The organism is Pseudomonas sp. TWP3-1 (assembly GCF_049896625.1).
GTDB lineage: Bacteria > Pseudomonadota > Gammaproteobacteria > Pseudomonadales > Pseudomonadaceae > Aquipseudomonas.
Genome location: NZ_JAFCUQ010000012.1, coordinates 57,257 through 79,080, shown reverse-complemented (window position 1 = coordinate 79,080; position 21,824 = coordinate 57,257). Strand labels below are relative to the sequence as shown.

Annotated in this window: 19 protein-coding genes; 3 read left to right on the top strand and 16 right to left on the bottom strand. The window is 58.3% G+C overall.

Annotation, left to right across the window (positions count from 1 at the left end; translation table 11 throughout):
• Nucleotides 1-2 precede the first annotated feature (2 nt).
• The 12 genes from nuoC to ACP7BN_RS17315 form a co-directional block, all read right to left on the bottom strand.
• Complete coding sequence (gene nuoC, locus ACP7BN_RS17370; protein WP_420648973.1) at nt 3-1,787, bottom strand: NADH-quinone oxidoreductase subunit C/D; 1,785 nt, start codon at nt 1,785-1,787, stop codon at nt 3-5.
• Between the two features lie 70 nt (nt 1,788-1,857).
• The gene (locus ACP7BN_RS17365; RefSeq protein WP_420648972.1) at nt 1,858-2,532 is read right to left on the bottom strand and encodes a NuoB/complex I 20 kDa subunit family protein; all 675 of its coding nucleotides are present in this window, start codon (nt 2,530-2,532) and stop codon (nt 1,858-1,860) included.
• 10 nt (nt 2,533-2,542) lie between these two features.
• Nucleotides 2,543-2,956 carry an NADH-quinone oxidoreductase subunit A gene (locus tag ACP7BN_RS17360; RefSeq protein ID WP_003223812.1) on the bottom strand — a complete coding sequence of 138 codons (414 nt, stop codon included), beginning with the start codon at nt 2,954-2,956 and terminating at the stop codon, nt 2,543-2,545.
• Between the two features lie 518 nt (nt 2,957-3,474).
• The gene (gene aceA / locus ACP7BN_RS17355) at nt 3,475-4,800 is read right to left on the bottom strand and encodes an isocitrate lyase (protein WP_033057066.1); all 1,326 of its coding nucleotides are present in this window, start codon (nt 4,798-4,800) and stop codon (nt 3,475-3,477) included.
• Nucleotides 4,801-5,276: 476 nt separating this feature from the next.
• Nucleotides 5,277-6,029 carry a secretin N-terminal domain-containing protein gene (locus ACP7BN_RS17350; RefSeq protein ID WP_426205398.1) on the bottom strand — a complete coding sequence of 251 codons (753 nt, stop codon included), beginning with the start codon at nt 6,027-6,029 and terminating at the stop codon, nt 5,277-5,279.
• 178 nt (nt 6,030-6,207) lie between these two features.
• Complete coding sequence (locus tag ACP7BN_RS17345; RefSeq protein WP_025108996.1) at nt 6,208-6,633, bottom strand: GNAT family N-acetyltransferase; 426 nt, start codon at nt 6,631-6,633, stop codon at nt 6,208-6,210.
• Complete coding sequence (locus tag ACP7BN_RS17340) at nt 6,626-7,798, bottom strand: JmjC domain-containing protein (RefSeq protein WP_420648970.1); 1,173 nt, start codon at nt 7,796-7,798, stop codon at nt 6,626-6,628. Before ACP7BN_RS17340 ends, ACP7BN_RS17345 begins: the two co-directional genes overlap by 8 nt.
• Before the next feature lie 86 nt (nt 7,799-7,884).
• On the bottom strand, nt 7,885-9,255 hold the full coding sequence (gene purB / locus ACP7BN_RS17335) for an adenylosuccinate lyase (protein ID WP_426205397.1): 1,371 nt from the start codon (nt 9,253-9,255) through the stop codon (nt 7,885-7,887).
• Nucleotides 9,256-9,381: 126 nt separating this feature from the next.
• A complete protein-coding gene (hflD, locus tag ACP7BN_RS17330) occupies nt 9,382-10,005 on the bottom strand; it encodes a high frequency lysogenization protein HflD (RefSeq protein WP_426205396.1) in 624 nt (207 codons plus the stop codon).
• The gene (gene mnmA / locus ACP7BN_RS17325) at nt 10,002-11,126 is read right to left on the bottom strand and encodes a tRNA 2-thiouridine(34) synthase MnmA (protein ID WP_426205395.1); all 1,125 of its coding nucleotides are present in this window, start codon (nt 11,124-11,126) and stop codon (nt 10,002-10,004) included. Before mnmA ends, hflD begins: the two co-directional genes overlap by 4 nt.
• A gap of 59 nt (nt 11,127-11,185) precedes the next feature.
• Complete coding sequence (locus ACP7BN_RS17320; protein ID WP_426205394.1) at nt 11,186-11,632, bottom strand: NUDIX hydrolase; 447 nt, start codon at nt 11,630-11,632, stop codon at nt 11,186-11,188.
• A 203-nt stretch (nt 11,633-11,835) separates the two neighbouring features.
• Nucleotides 11,836-14,061 carry an NADP-dependent isocitrate dehydrogenase gene (locus ACP7BN_RS17315; protein WP_426205393.1) on the bottom strand — a complete coding sequence of 742 codons (2,226 nt, stop codon included), beginning with the start codon at nt 14,059-14,061 and terminating at the stop codon, nt 11,836-11,838.
• Nucleotides 14,062-14,541: 480 nt separating this feature from the next.
• On the opposite strand from ACP7BN_RS17315, the gene icd reads away from it, so the two are divergent.
• The gene (icd, locus tag ACP7BN_RS17310) at nt 14,542-15,798 is read left to right on the top strand and encodes an NADP-dependent isocitrate dehydrogenase (RefSeq protein ID WP_426205392.1); all 1,257 of its coding nucleotides are present in this window, start codon (nt 14,542-14,544) and stop codon (nt 15,796-15,798) included.
• An 88-nt stretch (nt 15,799-15,886) separates the two neighbouring features.
• On the opposite strand, the gene ACP7BN_RS17305 is transcribed toward icd, so the two are convergent.
• Nucleotides 15,887-16,168: a cold shock domain-containing protein gene (locus tag ACP7BN_RS17305; protein ID WP_426205391.1), complete on the bottom strand. Its 282-nt coding sequence runs from the start codon at nt 16,166-16,168 to the stop codon at nt 15,887-15,889.
• A 226-nt stretch (nt 16,169-16,394) separates the two neighbouring features.
• On the opposite strand from ACP7BN_RS17305, the gene clpS reads away from it, so the two are divergent.
• On the top strand, nt 16,395-16,778 hold the full coding sequence (clpS, locus tag ACP7BN_RS17300) for an ATP-dependent Clp protease adapter ClpS (RefSeq protein WP_236483710.1): 384 nt from the start codon (nt 16,395-16,397) through the stop codon (nt 16,776-16,778).
• A gap of 30 nt (nt 16,779-16,808) precedes the next feature.
• Nucleotides 16,809-19,079 (top strand): ATP-dependent Clp protease ATP-binding subunit ClpA, encoded by a 2,271-nt coding sequence (gene clpA / locus ACP7BN_RS17295; RefSeq protein WP_426205390.1) that lies wholly within the window; start codon nt 16,809-16,811, stop codon nt 19,077-19,079.
• Nucleotides 19,080-20,040: 961 nt separating this feature from the next.
• Here clpA and infA read toward each other — a convergent pair.
• The 3 genes from infA to aat all read right to left on the bottom strand — a co-directional run bounded on the left by infA (nt 20,041) and on the right by aat (nt 21,818).
• Entirely contained in the window at nt 20,041-20,259 is a 219-nt protein-coding gene (gene infA / locus ACP7BN_RS17290; protein WP_002553999.1) for a translation initiation factor IF-1, read from the bottom strand.
• 112 nt (nt 20,260-20,371) lie between these two features.
• Nucleotides 20,372-21,079, bottom strand: a complete 708-nt coding sequence (locus tag ACP7BN_RS17285; RefSeq protein ID WP_420648961.1) for an arginyltransferase — start codon at nt 21,077-21,079, stop codon at nt 20,372-20,374.
• Nucleotides 21,080-21,137: 58 nt separating this feature from the next.
• Nucleotides 21,138-21,818 (bottom strand): leucyl/phenylalanyl-tRNA--protein transferase, encoded by a 681-nt coding sequence (gene aat, locus ACP7BN_RS17280; RefSeq protein WP_426205389.1) that lies wholly within the window; start codon nt 21,816-21,818, stop codon nt 21,138-21,140.
• Between the last annotated feature and the right edge of the window lie 6 nt (nt 21,819-21,824).

The following is a 21,824-nucleotide window of genomic DNA, read 5'->3' as shown; positions in this document are numbered from 1 at the left end:
GCTTAGCGGTCCACGTCGGCCATAACGAAATCGATACTACCCAGGTACGCAATCATGTCCGCGACCATGCTGCCTTTGATCACCGAAGGGATCTGTTGCAGATGCGGGAAGCTTGGAGTGCGGATCCGGGTACGGTAGCTCATGGTGCCGCCGTCGCTCGTCAGGTAATAACTGTTGATGCCCTTGGTCGCTTCGATCATCTGGAAGGATTCGTTGGCCGGCATGACCGGGCCCCACGAAACTTGCAGGAAGTGCGTGATCAGGGTTTCGATGTGCTGCAGCGTGCGCTCTTTCGGTGGCGGCGTGGTCAGCGGGTGATCCGCCTTGTACGGGCCTTCCGGCATGTTGCGCATGCACTGGTCGATGATCTTGATGCTCTGGCGCATTTCTTCAACGCGCACCATGCAGCGGTCGTAGGCATCGCCATTGGCGGCCAGCGGCACTTCGAACTCGAAGTTCTCGTAGCCTGAGTACGGACGCGCTTTACGCAGATCGAAGTCGCAACCGGTCGAACGCAGGCCGGCACCGGTGACGCCCCATTCCAGGGCCTCTTTGGTGTTGTACTGGGCAACGCCGATGGTCCGACCCTTGAGGATGCTGTTCTGCAGTGCAGCCTTGGTGTATTCGTCGAGGCGTTTTGGCAGCCATTCAACGAAGTCCTTGACCAGTTTTTCCCAGCCGCGTGGCAGGTCGTGCGCGACGCCACCGATGCGGTACCAGGCCGGGTGCAGACGGAAACCGGTGATGGCTTCGATCACCGTGTAAGCCTTCTGGCGGTCGGTGAAGGTGAAGAACACCGGGGTCATGGCACCCACGTCCTGGATGTACGTACCAAGGAACAGCAGGTGGCTGGTGATGCGGAAGAACTCGGCCATCATGATGCGGATGACGTCGACCTTCTCAGGCACTTTGATGCCGGCCAGCTTCTCGACCGAGAGCACGTACGGCAGGTTGTTCATCACGCCGCCGAGGTAATCGATCCGGTCGGTGTACGGGATGAAACTGTGCCAGGACTGACGCTCGGCCATCTTCTCGGCGCCACGGTGGTGGTAACCGATGTCCGGAACGCAGTCGACGATTTCTTCGCCATCGAGTTGCAGGATGATGCGGAACGCACCGTGGGCCGAAGGGTGGTTCGGGCCGAGGTTGAGGAACATGTAGTCCTCGTTCGGGCCGGAACGCTTCATGCCCCAGTCTTCAGGACGGAAACGCGCGGCTTCTTCTTCAAGCTGTTGCTTGGCCAGGGTCAGGCTGTATGGATCGAATTCAGTGGCGCGTGCCGGGAAGTCCTTGCGCAGCGGGTGACCTTCCCAGGTCGGCGGCATCATGATGCGCGACAGGTGCGGGTGACCTTTGAAGTCGATACCGAACATGTCCCAGACTTCACGCTCGTACCAGTTGGCGTTCGGCCAGATGCTGGTAACGGTCGGCAAGCTGAGGTCGCTCTCGGACAAGGCGACCTTGATCATCACGTCACTGTTACGCTCCAGCGACATGAGGTGATAGAACACGGTGAACTCAGCGTCGCTCGGCAAGCCCTGACGCTTGGTGCGCAGACGCTCGTCCACGCCGTGCAGGTCATAAAGCATGACGTACGGCTTGGGCAGGTTGCGCAGGAAGGTCAGGACTTCGACGAGTCTGGCACGCGCCACCCACAACACCGGCATGCCGGTGCGGGTCGGCTGGGCGGTGAACGCCTCAGGGCCAAAACGATTGTTCAGTTCGACGACCACATCCTGGTCGTCTGCCTTATAAGGCGGGATGTACAGAGCGCTGCCTGTAGTCATGGTTATTTTTTCGCTTTCGGTCAACGTAAAGAATGAAGCCAGCTTCTCGTTTCTTTGAAACAGATCTGGATCAGACTTCGTCAGGGCTGCGCAGGTTGGTGACTGCGATTCGCTGTTCGCGGCGCTGTTCCTTTTGCGAAGGCATCTCGGCGCGATAAACGCCTTGATCACCAACGACCCAGGAAAGTGGGCGACGCTCCTGTCCAATCGATTCCTGCAAGAGCATCAAGCCTTGCAGAAATGCTTCCGGACGGGGCGGGCAGCCAGGTACGTAGACGTCAACGGGCAGGAACTTGTCCACCCCTTGAACCACGGAGTAGATGTCGTACATGCCGCCGGAGTTGGCGCACGAACCCATCGAGATCACCCACTTGGGCTCGAGCATCTGCTCGTACAGGCGCTGAATGATCGGCGCCATCTTGATGAAGCACGTTCCGGCGATAACCATGAAGTCGGCCTGACGCGGCGATGCCCGGATAACCTCGGCGCCAAAGCGCGCGATGTCGTGGGGCGCCGTGAAGGCGGTGGTCATTTCCACGTAGCAGCACGACAAGCCGAAGTTGTACGGCCACAGGGAATTTTTACGCCCCCAGTTGACCGCGCCGTTCAGCACGTCTTCCAGCTTGCCCATGAAAATGTTTTTGTGAACTTGATCTTCTAACGGATCGGAAACGGTTTCCCGTTCGCCAATCGGATACTGCTCGTTAGGAGCATCGGGGTCGATCCTGGTGAGATTGTATTGCATTGCCAAAGCCTCATTGTTTCAGCTTCGCCTGCCGCTTGCGACGAGCTTCCGGAGCCCAGTCAAGGGCGCCCACTCGGAACAGGTAGACAAGACCTGCCAACAGAATTGCTATGAAAACGAGAGCTTCGACGAATCCGGTCCAGCCGCTTTCGCGGACGGACACAGACCATGCAAAGAGAAAGAGGGCTTCGATATCGAAGATCACGAAGAGCATCGCGACCAGATAGAATTTGGCTGAGAGCCGCAAGCGGGCGCCACCTGTAGGTAGCATGCCGGACTCGAACGGTTCGTTTTTGCTGCGACCCCAGGCTTTTGACCCAAGGAGGCTGGAGACGCCAAGCATGAAGGCACACAGGCCGACGACGCCCAGAAGGAAAATGGCAAAGCCCCAGTTGTGGGCCATGAGTCCTGTCGCTTCGGGCATGCTGGTAATCCTTAACAGAGAGCAAAGGTCTCTGAGCTTGATAAAGAAATAAAGCAGTGACGATATGTCGCAGCAATCAATCGCGGTGATTTTATGGCTAAACACCCGGCAAGTAAAATTCCTATAGCGAAATTATTTATTGGAATAAGGACATAGCGCACCTTTATCGCCTCACAGCCCATGCCCAGCGGGCATTAGGAGCTTTGGAACGAATTATGTTTTGTAGGAAATGTAACGGTCATAGTTGCGGCTAAATGATAATCAATATTGTTTGGGTCGGTTTTGTAAGTATTTAACGGGTGAGTAGTTGGGAAGTTGTCTTATAAGCGCGTTACTACAAGTAGCGGCGGCGCCCGTTTTATCCGATTTTTCCTGCACGCGTACCGACCTGAATCAATGTTTTGAGCGTGCTGATGCGCGGACAAAAAAACGCCCCGAACCAGTCGGGGCGTCAGATGTTCAGCGCTGCGGTTAGCTTTTACTCGTTCCGCAACGGCTGTCTACTCAGGCGAAGTCGATCAGTGGAACTGTTCTTCTTCGGTCGAACCGGTCAGCGCGGTTACCGAGGACGAGCCACCCTGAATCACGGTGGTCATGTCGTCGAAGTAGCCGGTGCCCACTTCCTGCTGGTGCGCCACGAAGGTGTAACCCTTGGAGGCATCAGCGAATTCCTGCTCTTGCAGCTTCACGTAGGCAGTCATGTCGTTGCGGGCGTAGTCGTGCGCCAGGTTGAACATGCTGTGCCACATGTTGTGAATGCCGGCCAGGGTGATGAACTGGTGCTTGTAACCCATGGCAGACAATTCGCGCTGGAACTTGGCGATGGTCGCGTCGTCCAGGTTTTTCTTCCAGTTGAAAGAAGGCGAGCAGTTGTACGACAGCAGCTGGTCCGGGTATTCCTTTTTGATCGCTTCGGCAAAGCGACGCGCTTCGTCCAGATCCGGCTTGGCGGTTTCGCACCAGATCAAATCGGCGTACGGCGCGTAAGCCAGGCCACGGGCGATCGCTTGATCGAGACCGGCGCGAACCTTGTAGAAACCTTCCTGAGTACGTTCACCAGTTACGAACGGCTGATCGTACGGGTCGCAATCGGAAGTCAGCAGGTCAGCGGCGTTCGCGTCGGTACGGGCCAGAATGATGGTCGGCGTACCGGCAACGTCAGCAGCCAGACGTGCAGCAGTCAGCTTCTGTACGGCTTCCTGGGTTGGCACCAGAACCTTGCCGCCCATGTGGCCGCACTTCTTCACGGAAGCCAGTTGGTCTTCGAAGTGAACGCCGGCGGCGCCTGCTTCGATCATGCTCTTCATCAGCTCGTAAGCGTTGAGTACGCCGCCGAAACCGGCTTCAGCGTCAGCCACGATTGGCGCGAAGTAGTCGATGTAGCCTTCGTCGCCCGGGCCTTTGCCGGCTTTCCACTGGATCTGGTCGGCACGACGGAAAGAGTTGTTGATGCGCTTGACCACGGTTGGAACCGAATCCACCGGGTACAGCGACTGATCCGGGTACATCGATTCTGCGGAGTTGTTGTCCGCAGCAACCTGCCAGCCGGACAGGTAGATCGCCTGGATACCGGCTTTCACCTGTTGTACTGCCTGGCCGCCGGTCAGGGCGCCCATGCAGTTGACGAAATCTTTGTCGGGACGGAAGGACGGCTTGGCACCCTGGGTGACCAGGTTCCACAGCTTCTCGGCGCCGAGTTTTGCAAAGGTGTGCTCTGGCTGAACCGAGCCACGCAGGCGGACGACGTCAGCAGCGGAGTAAGCGCGGGTCACGCCTTTCCAGCGCGGGTTTTCAGCCCAGTCTTTTTCAAGGGCTGCAATTTGCTGTTCGCGTGTCAGTGCCATGGAGATAAACCTCGTCGCGTCTTTTATGAAAAGTTGTTCTGCGGTGGAAAATTCCTTGCGCTCGCTGACCAGAAGCTTAGGCGGTCAGGTCGGATTCGGCGGGGCAGGCGACGGGATGAACGATGGGCTCGAGGGGAAGTGAGCAGGTAAAGGCGTACTGGCGGGCGCATTCGGGCGTCGTGGGCCTCTATACGAACTACAGTGTGATGCCGGGCTACCTAATTACGCTTCCGTCCCTCGGGACAACTTCGTTCCAGTCGGCAACCTCGTCAAACACACCTTGTGGGCGGTACAGACACGAAGCGGTTCGCGGGGTTGGTGCGAACGTCGCTTCGAAGGCCCTTGCCAGGGCCTCTGATTAGCGGGAGCGAGGCCATCATGCCTTCGCTTTTTTGGCCCGTCAAACGTTTTGTAGTGCTTTTTTTAAAGCACTACATCTTTCGTCTAATACGACTAATCAGTCAGTTTTCGGTGCTTTAGTCCAGGCTGTCGACTTTTACCCGCAACGTCATGTCATCCCGGCCTTGAGTAGAGTAGCTGCGGGTCAGGCCCTGTTTGTCGGCCTGGGTCTGGCTGTTGACCCCGGCGAGAGTGATCCACTCGCCCAGTCTCCCGGTGACAGTTGTGTCGGTACTCTGCACGTTCACTACATCGGGACGTTCCTGGCTCATGCGGTCACGGTTGGTACTGATCGACAGGTGAACGATGTTGCCGGTGACGCTGGCAGTCACGTAGAAGCCTTGCGTGACGTTGCGATACTCGGTCTGGCTGCGCTGATCGCCGTAGGAATCGGTCTGGCTGCTGGTGAGCGGCACGCTCTGGCCGACCTGGATCAGCGCCGGTGCGCCTTCGCTGGCCTGCACTTGCTGAATGCCGCCGTCACGGCTGGTGGTGCTGCGGCTGATGATGCGTGTTTGCGAGCCATTCATCGAATAACCTTCATCGCCGCGACCGTTGTTTTCATTGGTGTCGACAGTGATCAGCAGGCGCTTGGGTGCGGTGTCGAGCTGCGAGAGCAGGCTCTTGAGTTCTTCGATCTTGCCCGGTTCAGCATTTACGATGAGTTGATTGCCATAGGCGCTGACCTTGCCGTCCGTGCCGATGAATTCCTGCGCGACCGGTAGCATGTCGGCGCTGGTATGGTATTTGAGGGGTACGATTTCTGTGGCTGCCATCACCGAAAAACTGCAGCCAAGCAGCAGGGTGGTGAGCAGGGTGCGTAGGGACATGTCCGTTATCTCCGCGTTCGAAAGGCTTGATATTGCCAGTTTGTCGGCCCGGGGTGGGGCAAGTTGAATGCCAGACAGCAAAACGCCCCGGCATCCGAGGATGGCGGGGCGTTTACTGATGTCCACTTACTGCTTTTTGTGGTGAGGGGATCTCCAGAGATCACAAGATCTCTGCTGATCACGCCGAATGGCGAACCATGTCGACATGCGGAATTCCGGCTTCAAGGAATTCCTCGCTGACCAAGCTGAAACCCAAGCGCTCATAGAACGCCGTGGCCTGCACTTGCGCGCTGAGCATCTGCTGCTTCAGTCCGCGCGCTTCCGCTTCGGCAATCACCGCTTGCATCAGCGCATCACCAACCTTCATCCCGCGCCAGTCTTTCAGCACCGAAACCCGGCCTATGTGCCCGTCGGGCAACAGGCGGGCGGTGCCGATTGGAAAGTCGCCTTCGAAAGCCAGGAAGTGCACGGCCGTTGCATCGTCGGCGTCCCACTCCAGTTCAGGCGGAACCGATTGCTCGGCAATGAACACCGTTTCGCGAATGCGGCGGATCTCGGCGATGTCCTTTTGCCAATCTGCAACACGTACGCGAATCTTATTCATCGTCGGCGAACCCCAGGCTCCCTTGCTTGACCAGTTCGCACAGCAGGCCACGACCGTCCTCGTCGTTCAGCCACTCACCGAGGTTGTCGGTGTGCAGGGCGTCGGCGGAGCAGATCAGCTTGAGCAGTTCGCGTAGTTTGCCCGGCAGATAACGGCTCTGGCCGCTGGCGAACAGCAGCAGATCGTCATCGACTTCCGACCACGCCAGACGCGCGCTCGGGTTGCGGATCAGGATCGCGCCATCCTGCAGGGCGCTGAGGAAGTCTTCTTCCTCGACTTCTTCCGGGCCGGCGACCAGCTCTGGATAACGCGGCTCGGTCATGTACTGGCCGAACCAGGTCAGCAGCAGGCGTTCGTCGCTCATGTGCTCGGCGAGCAGCGCTTTGAGGCGGCCGAGTGCATCGTGCTGGATCTGATGCGGATCGCTGACCGGCTGCGCATCGGCGTCGGTGTAGCGCTCTTCGTCAGTCAGGAACTGGCTGAGGAAGTCGGTGAAGTGGGTCAGCACTTCAGCGGCGCTCGGGGCGCGGAAACCGACCGAGTAGGTCATGCAGTCATCCACGGCCACGCCGCAGTGCGCCAGACGCGGCGGCAGGTAGAGCATGTCGCCGGGTTCCAGCACCCACTCTTCGGTCTGTTCGAATTCGGCAAGGATGCGCAGGTCCGCGTGCTTGAGCAGCGGGCTCTCAGAATCGCACATCTGACCGATTTTCCAGTTGCGCTTGCCCTGGCCTTGCAGCAGGAACACGTCGTAGTTGTCGAAGTGCGGACCCACGCTGCCACCCGGGGCGGCGAAGCTGATCATTACGTCATCGACGCGCCAGCTCGGCAGGAAGCGGAAGTTTTCCAGCAGTTCGCTGACTTCCGGCACGAACTGATCGACTGCCTGTACCAGCAGAGTCCAGTCTTTTTCCGGCAGTTTGCTGAATTCGTCTTCGGCGAACGGGCCGCGACGCAATTCCCATGGGCGCTCGCCGTTTTCGATCACCAGGCGCGATTCAACTTCTTCTTCCAGGGCCAGGCCGGCCAGTTCATCGGCATCGATCGGGCTTTCGAAATCTGGAATCGCCTGACGCACCAGCAATGGTTTTTTCTGCCAGTAATCGCGCATGAATTCACGCGCAGTAAGGCCGCCCAGAAGTTGAAGAGGAATATCAGGATTCATGTGTAACCTATTGAAAAAATGTATTTTTCAGACGGGAATAAAAACGCCCGGCGCTGCCGGGCGTCTCAAACGGGTCCAGCAGTCGATCAGATGCGTTTGGCCTGTGCCACAGCGTTGCCGATGTAGTTGGCCGGGTTCAGTAATTTCAGCTCGGCTTTCGCTTCGGCTGGCATGTCCAGACCGTCGATGAAAGTCTGCAGCGCTTCAGGGCTGATGCCCTTGCCGCGGGTCAGTTCTTTCAGCTTTTCGTACGGGTTTTCGATGTTGTAGCGACGCATCACGGTCTGAATCGGCTCGGCCAGGACTTCCCAGCAAGCGTCCAGATCAGCGGCGATCTTCTGCTCGTTCAGCTCAAGCTTGCTGATGCCTTTGAGGCTGGCTTCGTACGCGATTACGCTGTGGGCGAAGCCGACACCGAGGTTACGCAGGACGGTGGAGTCGGTCAGGTCGCGCTGCCAGCGGGAGATCGGCAGTTTGCTCGCCAGGTGCTGGAACAGTGCGTTGGCGATGCCCAGGTTGCCTTCGGAGTTTTCGAAGTCGATCGGGTTGACCTTGTGCGGCATGGTCGACGAACCGATTTCGCCAGCGATGGTGCGCTGTTTGAAATAACCCAGGGAAATGTAGCCCCAGATGTCACGGTCGAAGTCGATCAGAATGGTGTTGAAGCGCGCGATCGCGTCAAACAGCTCGGCGATGTAGTCGTGCGGCTCGATCTGCGTGGTGTACGGGTTGAAACCCAGACCCAGCTCGTCTTCGATGAAGGCGCGGGCGTTGGCTTCCCAGTCGATCTGCGGGTAGGCCGACAGGTGCGCGTTGTAGTTGCCGACGGCGCCGTTGATCTTGCCCAGCAGCGGAACGGCAGCCACTTGAGCGATTTGACGCTCGAGACGGTAAACCACGTTCGCCAGTTCTTTGCCCAGCGTGGTTGGCGACGCTGGCTGACCGTGGGTGCGCGAGAGCATCGGCACGTCGGCAAAACGGATCGCCAGTTCGCGGATGGCTTCGGCGGTCTGGCGCATCAGCGGCAGCATTACATCATCGCGGCCTTCGCGCAGCATCAGGGCGTGGGACAGGTTGTTGATGTCCTCGCTGGTGCAGGCAAAGTGGATGAATTCGCTGACGGCGGCCAGCTCAGGCAGCTTGGCGGCTTGCTCTTTGAGCAGGTACTCGATGGCTTTTACGTCGTGGTTGGTAGTGCGCTCGATCTCTTTGACGCGCTCGGCGTGCTCCAGCGCGAAGTTTTCCGCCAGTTCATTCAGAACGGCGTTGGCCTCGGCGGAGAAGGCTGGCACTTCCGGGATGCCGGCGTGAGCGGCCAGGCGCTGGAGCCAGCGCACTTCAACCAGAACGCGGGCACGGATCAGGCCGTACTCGCTGAAAATTGGGCGCAGGGCCTGGGTTTTGCCGGCGTAGCGGCCGTCAACAGGGGAAACCGCAGTGAGCGAAGAAAGCTGCATGGGGTGTTCTCGGACAGTCGGGCAACGAAATGGGGCGCGTATCATACATGAAAAATTCCGCCGGTCCGTTGCCAACTGACCGGCGTATTACGCGTTACAGACTACAAAACTTTTGTTGCAGGCGATTTATTCGCTGCGCATCAGCGGATACAACTCTTTGAGCAGCTTGCGCCGGCTGATCACTAGCTGCCAGCGATGGCCGCCGAGCTGACGCCACAGGCGCGCCGAACGAATCCCGGCGAGCAGCAGGGCGCGGATCTTCGAAGCGTTGCTCGGCTGTTGCAGATTGCGCATGTCGCCATGCACCTGAATCCGTTGGCGCAGAGTGCTCAGGGTGTCCTGATACAGTGCGCCGCACGCCGCGATCACGTTTTCATGCGCCGGGCCGAAGTGCTCGACCTGCGACTGAATCTGCGGCAGACGCTTGCCGATCACCTCGAGCATGTCTTCGCGCTTGGCCAATTGGCGCTCCAGACCGAGCATCGCCAAGGCATAGCGCAGCGGCTCGCGCTGCAAGGTGCTCGGATCGCGTTCGAGGGCGCCGATCAATGCGCGATAGCCTTCACGCAGATTGAGGTCGTCGCCGCCGTACACGTCCAGCGTGTCTTTCGGGTCGCGTACCAGCAGGCTGCCGAGCATGCAGGTCAGGCCGGCTTCGCTGGTCTGGCCGCTCTTGGCGATGCGATCCACCAGCACAGCGGCAAGAAACACGCCGCCGAGTGCCGTCAGTTGCTCCTGAGTCGGGCTCATGCCTCGCCGCTCCACGGCTCGGCGACTTCGATCACGCCGCCGCCGAGGCAGATTTCACCGTCGTAGAACACCACGGATTGCCCTGGGGTCACTGCGCGTTGCGGTTCGTCGAACACCGCGCGATAGCCGGTCGCAGTTTGCTCAAGGATGCAGCCCTGATCGCCCTGGCGATAGCGCACTTTGGCGGTCAAGCGCCGCGGCTGGCTCAGATCGATCGGGTTGACCCAATAGATTTCCGAGGCGAGCAGGGCGCCGGAGAACAGCCACGGGTGGTTGTTGCCCTGACCGACGATCAGCTCGTTGGTGTCCAGGTCCTTGCGCAGCACGTACCACGGCTCATCACCGGCGTCTTTCAAGCCGCCGATGCCCAGGCCCTGACGCTGGCCGATGGTGTGGTACATCAAGCCGTGGTGACGGCCGATGACTTCGCCTTCGGTGGTCTTGATCTCGCCCGGTTGCGCCGGCAGGTATTGCTTGAGGAAATCGCTGAAACGGCGCTCGCCGATGAAGCAGATCCCGGTGGAATCCTTCTTCTTGGCTGTGGCCAGTTCGTATTTCTCGGCAATGGCACGGACTTCGGGCTTTTCCAGCTCGCCGACCGGGAACAGTGTCTTGGCGATCTGCTCGCCGCCGACGGCGTGCAGGAAGTAGCTCTGATCCTTGTTCGCGTCGAGGCCTTTAAGTAGCTCGGTGCGGCCATCGATGTCACGGCGGCGCACGTAGTGGCCGGTGGCGATCAGGTCGGCACCGAGCATCATGGCGTAGTCGAGGAACGCCTTGAACTTGATCTCGCGGTTACACAGGATGTCCGGGTTCGGCGTGCGTCCGGCTTTGTATTCGGCGAGGAAGTGCTCGAACACGTTGTCCCAGTACTCGGCGGCAAAGTTGGCGGTGTGCAGCTTGATGCCGATCTTGTCGCACACGGCCTGCGCATCCGCCAGGTCGTCCATGGCGGTGCAGTATTCCGTTCCGTCGTCTTCTTCCCAGTTCTTCATGAACAGGCCTTCCACCGCGTAACCCTGCTCGATCAGCAGGAGAGCGGAAACGGAAGAGTCCACGCCGCCGGACATGCCGACAATGACGCGCTTCTTGGATGTGTCAGAAGGGGCTGGATCACGCATAGGGATTCAATGAGTGTCTTGAAAAAGGACGCGATTCTAGCAGGCTCACGCCCGCAAGGCTAAAGGGAAGGGCGGATCAGTTCGAGACTGAAGTGATTGCCGGCCAGATAATCGTCGATGCAACGGATGATCAGCTCGCTGCGCCAGTTGTCGCGTTGAGCCATTAATTCTTCGCGGGTCAACCACTTGGCGCCGACGATGCCGTCGTCGAGTTGATAATCCGCGTGGTGTTTCAGGGCTTTGGCGGCAAAGCACACGCGTTGGTAAGTCACGCTGTTACTTGGGGCGGTGTACAGGTAAATGCCGATCACGCCGGTGGGTTCGACGTCCCAGCCGGTTTCTTCGAGGGTTTCACGGATCGCGGCTTCGATCAGGGTTTCGTCGGGGTCGAGATGGCCGGCGGGCTGATTGAGCACGTTGCGCCCGGCCTTGTGCTCTTCGACCATCAGAAAGCGGCCGTTGTCTTCTACGATGGTGGCGACGGTGATGTGGGGTTTCCAGTCCATAGGTGTCCTCAACTGTTGAATATTGAAACCCGATCCCTGTGGGAGCTGGCTTGCCAGCGATTGCAGTGGGTCAGTCACCATCATCGTTGAATGATAATCCGCTATCGCTGGCAAGCCAGCTCCCACAGGGTTTTGTGGTGATCATAAAGCCCGGAAACACAAACCCCGGCACTGGGCCGGGGCTTGTTTACCGCGCTACAACCTTACACCAGCGCAGCAATCGCCGCGTTGAAGGTTGCGCTTGGGCGCATGGCCTTGCTGATCAGCTCGGCATTGGCATGGTAGTAACCGCCGATGTCCACTGGCTTGCCTTGAACGGCGTTGAGCTCGGCGACGATGGTCGCTTCGTTCTCGGTCAGGGTCTTGGCCAGAGTCGCGAACTGCGCTTGCAGTGCAGCGTCTTCAGTCTGGGCGGCCAGAGCTTGTGCCCAGTACATTGCCAGATAGAAGTGGCTGCCGCGGTTGTCGATGTTGCCGACTTTGCGCGATGGCGACTTGTTGTTGTCGAGGAACTGGCCGGTGGCCTGATCCAGAGTCTTCGACAGTACCAGCGCTTTCGGGTTGTTGTAGTTCACACCCAAATGCTCCAGCGAGGCTGCCAGAGCGAGGAACTCGCCCAGCGAATCCCAGCGCAGGAAGTTCTCTTCAACCAGTTGCTGCACGTGCTTCGGTGCCGAACCGCCAGCGCCGGTTTCGAACAGGCCACCACCGTTCATCAGCGGCACGATCGACAGCATCTTGGCGCTGGTGCCCAGTTCCATGATCGGGAACAGGTCAGTCAGGTAGTCGCGCAGCACGTTGCCGGTCACCGAGATGGTGTCCTTGCCGGCGCGGGTGCGTTGCAGGGTGAACTTCATTGCGTCGACCGGCGCCATGATCTGGATGTCCAGACCGGCAGTGTCGTGATCCTTCAGGTAAGCCTGAACTTTCTCGATCACCACGCCATCGTGAGCGCGCATCGGGTCGAGCCAGAAGATCGCCGGGGTGCTGCTTGCACGGGCACGGTTGACGGCCAGTTTGACCCAGTCCTGGATCGGCGCGTCTTTGGTCTGGCACATGCGGAAGATGTCGCCGGCTTCAACAGCCTGTTCCATCAGCAGGGTGCCTTTGCTGTCGGTCACGCGAACCACGCCATCGGCCTTGATCTGGAAGGTCTTGTCGTGGGAGCCGTATTCTTCAGCTTTTTTAGCCATCAGGCCAACGTTTGGCACGCTGCCCATGGTGGTCGGATCGAAAGCGCCATTGGCTTTGCAATCTTCGATCACGGCCTGGTAGATGGTTGCATAGCAACGATCCGGGATCACAGCCTTGGTGTCGTGCAGCTGGCCGTCGGTGCCCCACATCTTGCCGGAGTCACGGATCATGGCCGGCATCGAGGCGTCGACGATGACGTCGCTCGGCACGTGCAGGTTGGTGATGCCTTTGTCGGAGTTGACCATCGCCAGCGACGGGCGCGCGGCGTAGACCGCAGCCATGTCGGCTTCGATCTGCGCTTGCTGCTCGGCCGGCAAAGCCTTGATGCGGGCGTACAGGTCGCCGATGCCGTTGTTCAGGTTGAAGCCGATCTGAGCCAGCACGTCAGCGTGCTTGGTCAGGGCGTCTTTATAGAACTCGGCAACGATCTGGCCGAACATGATCGGGTCGGAGACCTTCATCATGGTCGCTTTCAAGTGCACCGACAGCAGCACGCCTTGTTGCTTGGCGCTTTCGATTTCAGCAGCGATGAACGAACGCAGGGCGTTTTTGCTCATCACGGCGCAGTCGAGGATCTCGCCGGCCTGAACGCTGGTTTTTTCTTTGAGAACGGTAGCGCTACCGTCCTTGGCGATCAGCTCGATCTTCACGGCGTCAGCGGCGTCGATCAGGGCAGCTTTTTCGCTGCCGTAGAAATCGCCGGTGCTCATGTGAGCGACGTGGGACTTGGAATCTTTGGCCCAGGCGCCCATTTTGTGCGGGTGCTTGCGCGCGTAGTTCTTGACCGACAGCGGAGCGCGACGGTCCGAGTTGCCTTCGCGCAGAACCGGGTTCACGGCGCTGCCCTTGATCTTGTCGTAGCGCGCCTTGGCTTCTTTGTCGGCGTCGCTGGTTACGGCTTCCGGGTAGTCCGGCAGGTTGTAACCCTGGGCTTGCAGTTCCTTGATCGCGGCTTGCAGTTGCGGAACCGAAGCGCTGATGTTCGGCAGCTTGATGATGTTCGCTTCAGGCGTAACGGCCAGGTCGCCCAGTTCGGCGAGGTGGTCGGCTACGGCTTTGTCACCCAGTTGCTCGGGGAAGCTGGCCAGAATGCGTGCTGCAAGAGAGATATCGCGAGTTTCCACGGCGATATCGGCCGAGGCGGTGTAAGCCTCGATGATCGGCAGCAGGGAATAGGTGGCGAGGGCCGGGGCTTCGTCGGTGAAGGTATAGATGATCTTCGAGCGGGTGGGCATATTCGGATTAACTCTCTCTTCTTTGCTAAAGCATGCGCAGAAACTCGAGGGGCGCCGGGTAAGCGCGTTCGTTCAAAGTCAGCCATGAACCGAATGTCGAGATTCTTCGCGGTGATGTTGGGTGCATCAGTAGAGCGTCAAGCAGTCAGGCTGCGATAACAACCTGCCTATAGGTCGGAAAGTCTCGTTCTAGAGAGGCCAGCCGCCGTGACCCTGTGGTCAGCGGGCGGCATTATACATAGGTAGCTGGCAATCTGCCGATGGTTCATATGCAACGATTCTCGTCCATTGGTCTAAAGGTCGCAGGGCGGGGTGGGGCGTAGAGTCGTTGCGAATGCTTGAGATTGGCGCTTTTCCCTTTGCTTTCAGGCTTGTACGAAACGCTTTGTGCCCGCGCCCGGAACATGGGGTTTGCGTGTTGATTTAACTGGGTTACGCTCGGACCAAGCCAGATGTTCAATCCAAACAATGGAGTTCAGCATGGGTTACAAGAAGATTCAGGTTCCAGCCGTCGGCGACAAAATCACCGTCAACGCAGACCATTCTCTCAATGTTCCTGAGAACCCGATCATCCCCTTCATCGAGGGTGATGGCATTGGGGTTGATATCAGCCCGGTCATGATCAAGGTCGTCGATGCTGCCGTTGAAAAAGCTTACGGCGGCAAGCGCAAGATCTCCTGGATGGAAGTTTACGCTGGCGAGAAGGCGACTCAGGTTTACGATCAGGACACCTGGCTGCCTCAGGAAACCCTCGATGCAGTCAAGGACTACGTAGTCTCTATCAAAGGCCCGCTGACCACCCCGGTCGGTGGCGGCATCCGCTCGCTGAACGTGGCGCTGCGTCAGCAGCTCGATCTGTATGTCTGCCTGCGCCCGGTGCGCTGGTTCGAAGGCGTGCCTAGCCCGGTGAAAAAGCCAGGCGATGTCGACATGACCATCTTCCGCGAAAACTCCGAAGACATTTACGCCGGTATCGAATGGAAGGCCGGCTCGCCGGAAGCGACCAAGGTCATCAAATTCCTTAAAGAAGAAATGGGCGTCACCAAGATCCGTTTCGACGAAAACTGCGGCATCGGCGTCAAGCCGGTTTCGCTGCAAGGCACCAAGCGTCTGGCGCGCAAAGCACTGCAATACGTGGTCGACAATGACCGCGATTCGCTGACCATCGTGCACAAAGGCAACATCATGAAGTTCACCGAAGGTGCCTTCAAGGAATGGGCCTATGAAGTGGCGGCCGAAGAGTTCGGCGCGACCCTGCTCGACGGTGGCCCGTGGATGCAGTTCAAGAACCCGAAAACCGGCAAGAACGTTGTGGTCAAAGATGCAATCGCCGATGCCATGCTCCAGCAAATCCTGCTGCGCCCGGCTGAATATGACGTGATCGCTACCTTGAACCTCAATGGCGACTACCTCTCCGACGCGCTGGCGGCAGAAGTGGGTGGTATCGGTATCGCACCGGGTGCCAACCTGTCCGACACCATTGCCATGTTCGAAGCGACCCACGGTACTGCGCCGAAATACGCCGGCAAGGACCAGGTCAATCCGGGCTCGCTGATTCTGTCCGCCGAGATGATGTTGCGTCATATGGGCTGGACCGAAGCCGCCGATCTGATCATCAAAGGCACCAACGGCGCGATCTCCGCCAAGACCGTGACCTATGACTTCGAACGTCTGATGGACGGCGCGAAGCTGGTTTCTTCCTCCGGCTTTGGTGATGCACTGATCTCGCACATGTAAACGCCTCTGTAATAATCAGCTACAACAAAACCGCCCGGCTCGAGTGATCGAGTCGGGCGGTTTTTTCTGGCAGGTGGTTTATGTCGCTTTAGCTGGTTACCGTTTGATGCGCGGCGGCGGCCGAGACGGCATCTGTTGCGACCGCAGCGCAAGTAATCTTGACCGCATGCAGGCCTTTCGGGCCTTGCACAATGTCGAATTTAACCAGTTGCCCAGCCTTGAGGGTTTTGTATCCCTCCATTTCAATGGCGGAGTAATGGGTGAAAAAATCGATTCTATTGCCGTCCTCGTCTTTCCCTTGGGGGGCGTCGGTATTGATGAAACCGAACCCCTTGGCGTTGTTGAACCACTTCACCGTGCCGACAAACATGCTCAAATCCCTCTGCAACAGTCTCCATCGCTGGAGTATCATCCAATGAGTCCGCAGTCATCTTCATAATATAAAGATTGACTCCGCGGATCTTTTTTACCCACTGTGGGTTCTATTGGTTGTAACACCGTTTTCCCGATAGTCAAGGTGACCGGGCAGTCGGAGTTGAAAACGTGCCAAAGCGCCCCCACCACTGTATTTGCACAACTGACGAACCTTTCTTTCCATGCATGCAATCAGCCAGATTCGACTAACATTCAATCAGGATCGCCCGACCTTCCAAAAGGATCATCCGGAGGAACACGACGACGATTCGGCGGGCGTTGCTGTTCAGGAAGCAAAGCCTGCGTTGCAGGCGCCACCGATGTACAAGGTGGTTTTGTTTAATGATGACTACACACCGATGGATTTCGTCGTCGAAGTGCTCGAGGTGTTTTTTAACCTGAATCGCGAGCTGGCGACCAAGGTCATGCTGGCCGTCCACACAGAAGGGCGGGCAGTATGTGGAGTGTTTACCCGTGACATCGCCGAGACAAAGGCCATGCAGGTCAACCAGTACGCCAGGGAAAGCCAGCATCCGCTACTCTGTGAAATCGAGAAGGACGGTTAATCGCCGACCACTTGGGTATGAGGTGAAGCTATGTTAAACCGCGAGCTCGAAGTCACCCTCAATCTTGCCTTCAAGGAGGCTCGTTCGAAACGTCATGAATTCATGACCGTCGAACACCTGCTGCTGGCGCTATTGGATAATGAGGCTGCCGCCACCGTTTTGCGTGCCTGCGGCGCAAACCTCGACAAACTCAAGCATGATCTGCAGGAGTTCATCGACTCCACCACGCCATTGATCCCCGTCCACGACGAAGATCGCGAAACCCAGCCAACCCTGGGCTTCCAGCGTGTATTGCAGCGTGCTGTCTTTCATGTACAGAGCTCGGGCAAACGCGAAGTAACCGGCGCCAACGTGCTGGTTGCAATCTTCAGTGAGCAAGAGAGTCAGGCAGTGTTCCTGCTGAAACAGCAGAGCGTTGCGCGCATTGATGTCGTCAACTACATCGCTCACGGCATCTCCAAGGTGCCAGGGCACGGCGATCACTCTGAAGGTGAACAAGATATGCAGGACGACGAGGGCGGTGAGTCTTCTTCTTCAGGCAATCCTCTGGATGCTTATGCCAGCAACCTCAACGAACTCGCGCGTCAGGGTCGAATCGACCCGTTGGTCGGCCGTGAAATGGAAGTCGAGCGTGTCGCGCAGATCCTCGCGCGCCGCCGTAAAAACAATCCGCTGCTGGTAGGCGAAGCAGGTGTGGGTAAAACCGCGATTGCCGAAGGCCTGGCCAAGCGTATTGTCGACAACCAGGTGCCCGACCTGCTGGCGAACAGCGTGGTGTATTCGCTGGATCTTGGCGCGTTGTTGGCCGGCACAAAGTACCGTGGCGATTTCGAGAAGCGCTTCAAGGCCCTGCTTAACGAGCTGAAAAAGCGTCCGCAGGCGATCCTGTTCATCGACGAAATCCACACCATTATTGGTGCGGGTGCCGCGTCCGGTGGCGTCATGGATGCCTCGAACCTGCTCAAGCCGCTGCTGTCGTCCGGTGATATCCGCTGCATCGGCTCGACCACCTTCCAGGAATTCCGCGGCATCTTCGAGAAGGATCGTGCCTTGGCTCGGCGCTTCCAGAAAGTCGATGTGTCGGAGCCTTCGGTGGAAGACACCATCGGTATTCTGCGGGGCTTGAAGGGGCGTTTCGAAGCGCACCACAGCATCGAGTACAGCGATGAGGCCTTGCGTGCCGCTGCCGAACTGGCTTCGCGCTACATCAATGACCGGCACATGCCGGACAAAGCCATCGATGTGATTGACGAGGCCGGCGCCTACCAGCGTCTGCAACCGGTCGAGAAGCGCGCCAAGCGCATCGAAGTCCCGCACGTTGAAGACATCGTGGCCAAGATCGCGCGGATTCCGCCGAAGCACGTCAACACGTCCGACCGGGAGCTGCTGCGTAACCTTGAGCGGGACCTGAAGCTGACGGTGTTTGGTCAGGACGCGGCGATCGATTCGCTGTCGACTGCGATCAAACTGTCCCGTGCCGGCCTCAAGTCGCCTGACAAGCCAGTCGGTTCGTTCCTGTTCGCAGGGCCGACCGGTGTCGGTAAAACCGAAGCGGCGCGGCAGTTGGCCAAAGCGCTCGGGATCGAGTTGGTGCGTTTCGACATGTCCGAGTACATGGAGCGTCACACCGTATCGCGTCTGATCGGTGCGCCTCCGGGTTATGTCGGCTTCGATCAGGGCGGTCTGTTGACCGAAGCGATCACCAAGCAACCGCATTGCGTGCTGCTGCTCGACGAAATCGAGAAGGCGCATCCGGAAGTCTTCAATCTGCTGTTGCAGGTGATGGACCACGGCACGCTGACCGACAACAACGGACGCAAGGCGGATTTCCGCAATGTGATCGTGATCATGACCACCAACGCTGGTGCCGAAACTGCGGCGCGTGCTTCGATCGGTTTTACCCATCAGGATCATTCGTCCGATGCGATGGAAGTGATCAAGAAGAGTTTCACGCCGGAATTCCGCAACCGTCTGGATACCATTATTCAGTTTGGTCGCCTCAGTCATGAGGTCATCAAAAGTGTGGTGGACAAGTTCCTCACCGAACTTCAGGCGCAGTTGGAAGACAAGCGTGTGTTGCTGGAGGTGACTGACGCGGCGCGTAGCTGGATTGCGGCGGGTGGTTACGATGCGGCGATGGGTGCACGTCCGATGGCGCGTCTGATTCAGGACAAGATCAAGCGTCCGTTGGCGGAGGAGATTCTGTTTGGCGAGCTGGCCGAGCATGGCGGTGTGGTACACATCGACATCAAGGATGGTGAGTTGACGTTTGACTTCGAGACTACGGCGGAAATGGCCTGACATTGTTGTTGTTAAGCGAAAGGCGCCTTCGGGCGCCTTTTTTGTTTTGCGGGTTTTTTTGGTTTTGGGTGTATATCCGTTTTTTTGGTGATGGCGAGTTAGGGTTCCGCCCTTACGGCGGGTCACTTTTGCAAACGCCCAAAAGTAACCAAAACGCTGTATTCCTGACGTTCGGCCCTCGCTGTGGCTCGGGTTCCTTCGCTCCGGGATCGATCCGGGCGCATCGCCTCCGGTTTGCTGCGCTGCACCTCCTCTCGATGTGTTTGGCTGCGCCAAACGTCGCTTCGCTCCCACCCCCGGATCAATCCCTCCACTCAGCCTGCCGACGGGCGCTCGAGATCAAGAGCTGCTCTCGAGCTAACGCTCATTGTGTTGAGTGGTGAGGGGCGGGTGTTCGGCTTTGGTTTTGCGGTGGATTCACCCCTCTCCCTTAGGAGAGGGGGCCGATTTGTGTGCTTTTCAAAACCTGAGTTCAACGCGGTATCGCACGTCGGCGTACCTCTGCCAAACCACTCGGTCAGTCCCCTCTCCCTCCGGGAGAGGGCTAGGGTGAGGGGCTCTTGATCCGGCTTTTGATCCGGCTTTTGATGTGGCTTTTGATCTCCAGCCCCATCGGCAGGCCGAGCGTAGGCGTCCATCAGGGGTAGGCGCGCAGCGCCGTGCGGCGCAGCCGCATACATCGAGAGGAGGTGCAGCGCAGCAAACCGGAGGCGATGCCCCCTGATGGGCACCGTAGCGAGGGAACACTGAGCCTCAGCGAAGTGCCGTACGCCGGGGCGCAAAGCCTTTTGGTTCCTTTTTGGCGTCTGAAAAAGGGACTCGCTGTAAGAGCGAAACCGCCAGCAGCCGCTACCAAAAAAACGGATATGCCCCCAATCCCAATCCCAATCCCAAACACCAAACAAAAAACAAGCAGACACAAAAACGCCCGGCATAAACCGGGCGTTCTGTATTGACTTGATTAACGAGCGCGGTAAGTAATACGCCCTTTGCTCAAGTCATAGGGCGTCAGCTCGACGCGCACTTTGTCACCGGTAAGAATACGAATGTAGTTCTTGCGCATCTTGCCGGAAATATGCGCGGTTACGACGTGCCCATTTTCCAACTCCACACGAAACATGGTGTTGGGCAGGGTGTCGACGACAGTGCCTTCCATTTCGAAGCTGTCTTCTTTCGACATGCAGTAAAGCCCTCGGTATCCAATGAATGGCCCGGTGCAACTGCGCCAGGCAAAAGCGGCGTGCATTGTGCCCGAAAAATGGTGTTTACGCCAAGGGGTTTACGGCTTGCGTTTAGTTGAGGACAACCCAGCGCTGATTAATCAGTAGTTCGATGGGCCGATATTGGGTCTTGTAGCTCATCTTTTTGCAGTTCTTGATCCAGTATCCGAGGTACACCGCTTCAAGTCCCAGGCGCTGGGCCTCGGCGATCTGCCACAGGATTGCGTAGCGACCGAGGCTGCGGCGCTCTTCCGCCGGCTCGTAGAAGGTGTAGACCGCCGACAGGCCGTTCGGCAGCAGATCGGTCACGGCGACCGCCAGCAACCGTCCGTCGAGACGAAATTCGTAGAAGCGCGAGAAGGGCAGGTCACGTACCAGAAAAGTCGAGAATTGATCGCGACTGGGCGGGTACATATCGCCGTCGGCATGGCGCTGTTCGATGTAGCGCTGGTAGAGATCGAAATATTCTTCGCTGAAGCCTGGTTTGACCGGGCGAATCTGAAGGTCGACGTTGCGCTTGAAGATGCGCTTCTGCTGTCGGTTCGGGCTGAACTGCGCGACCGGAATACGCGCAGGTACACACGCATTGCAGTTCTGGCAATGTGGGCGGTACAAATGGTCGCCGCTGCGACGAAAGCCCATTTCCGACAGGTCTGCGTAGACGTGCACATCCATGGGCTGGCTAGGGTCGAGAAACAGGGTTGTCGCCTGCTCCTCGGGCAGATAACTGCAAGAGTGGGGCTGAGTGGCATAGAACTTCAACCGCGCCAACTCGGTCATGAATCAAACCTCGGGATAAGCTGGTTAATCAAGTGTAAGCCACGCGCGCAAAAGTCGCTCAGCAAACCCAGGTGGCACGATTGGGTTGATCGAGATGACGGCCCAGATAGTCGGCGAATGTCGAGCGCGAGATCGCGCGGGCGCCGAGGCTGTGCAGATGATCGGTCGGCATCTGACAGTCGATCAGCACGAAACCCGAGTCTTTCAGATGCTGCACCAGAGTGGCAAAGCCGAATTTTGAGGCGTTATCGGCACGGCTGAACATCGACTCGCCGAAAAACAGTTGGCCCATCGCCAGGCCGTACAGGCCGCCGACCAGTTCGCCCTGATCCCAGACTTCCACCGAGTGGGCGAAGCCGCGCTGGTGCAGTTCGACGTAGGCATCCTGCATGGCTTGGGTGATCCAGGTGCCGTCGGCGTAGTCGCGCGGCGCGGCGCAGGCGCGGATCACTGCATCGAAATCCTGATCGAAGGTCACTTGATAGCGTTGTTGGCGCAGGAGTTTGCCGAGGCTGCGCGAGACGTGCAATTCGTCGGGAAACAGCACGGTGCGCGGATCGGGCGACCACCACAGGATCGGCTGACCCTCCGAGAACCACGGAAAGCAGCCGTGCCGATAGGCCTGGATCAGGCGATCGGCAGAAAGATCGCCACCGGCGGCCAGTAATCCGTTGGGATCGCGCATGGCCTTTTCCAGTGGCGGAAAATTCAGGGAATTGCGTTGCAACCAAGTCAGCATGGCGTC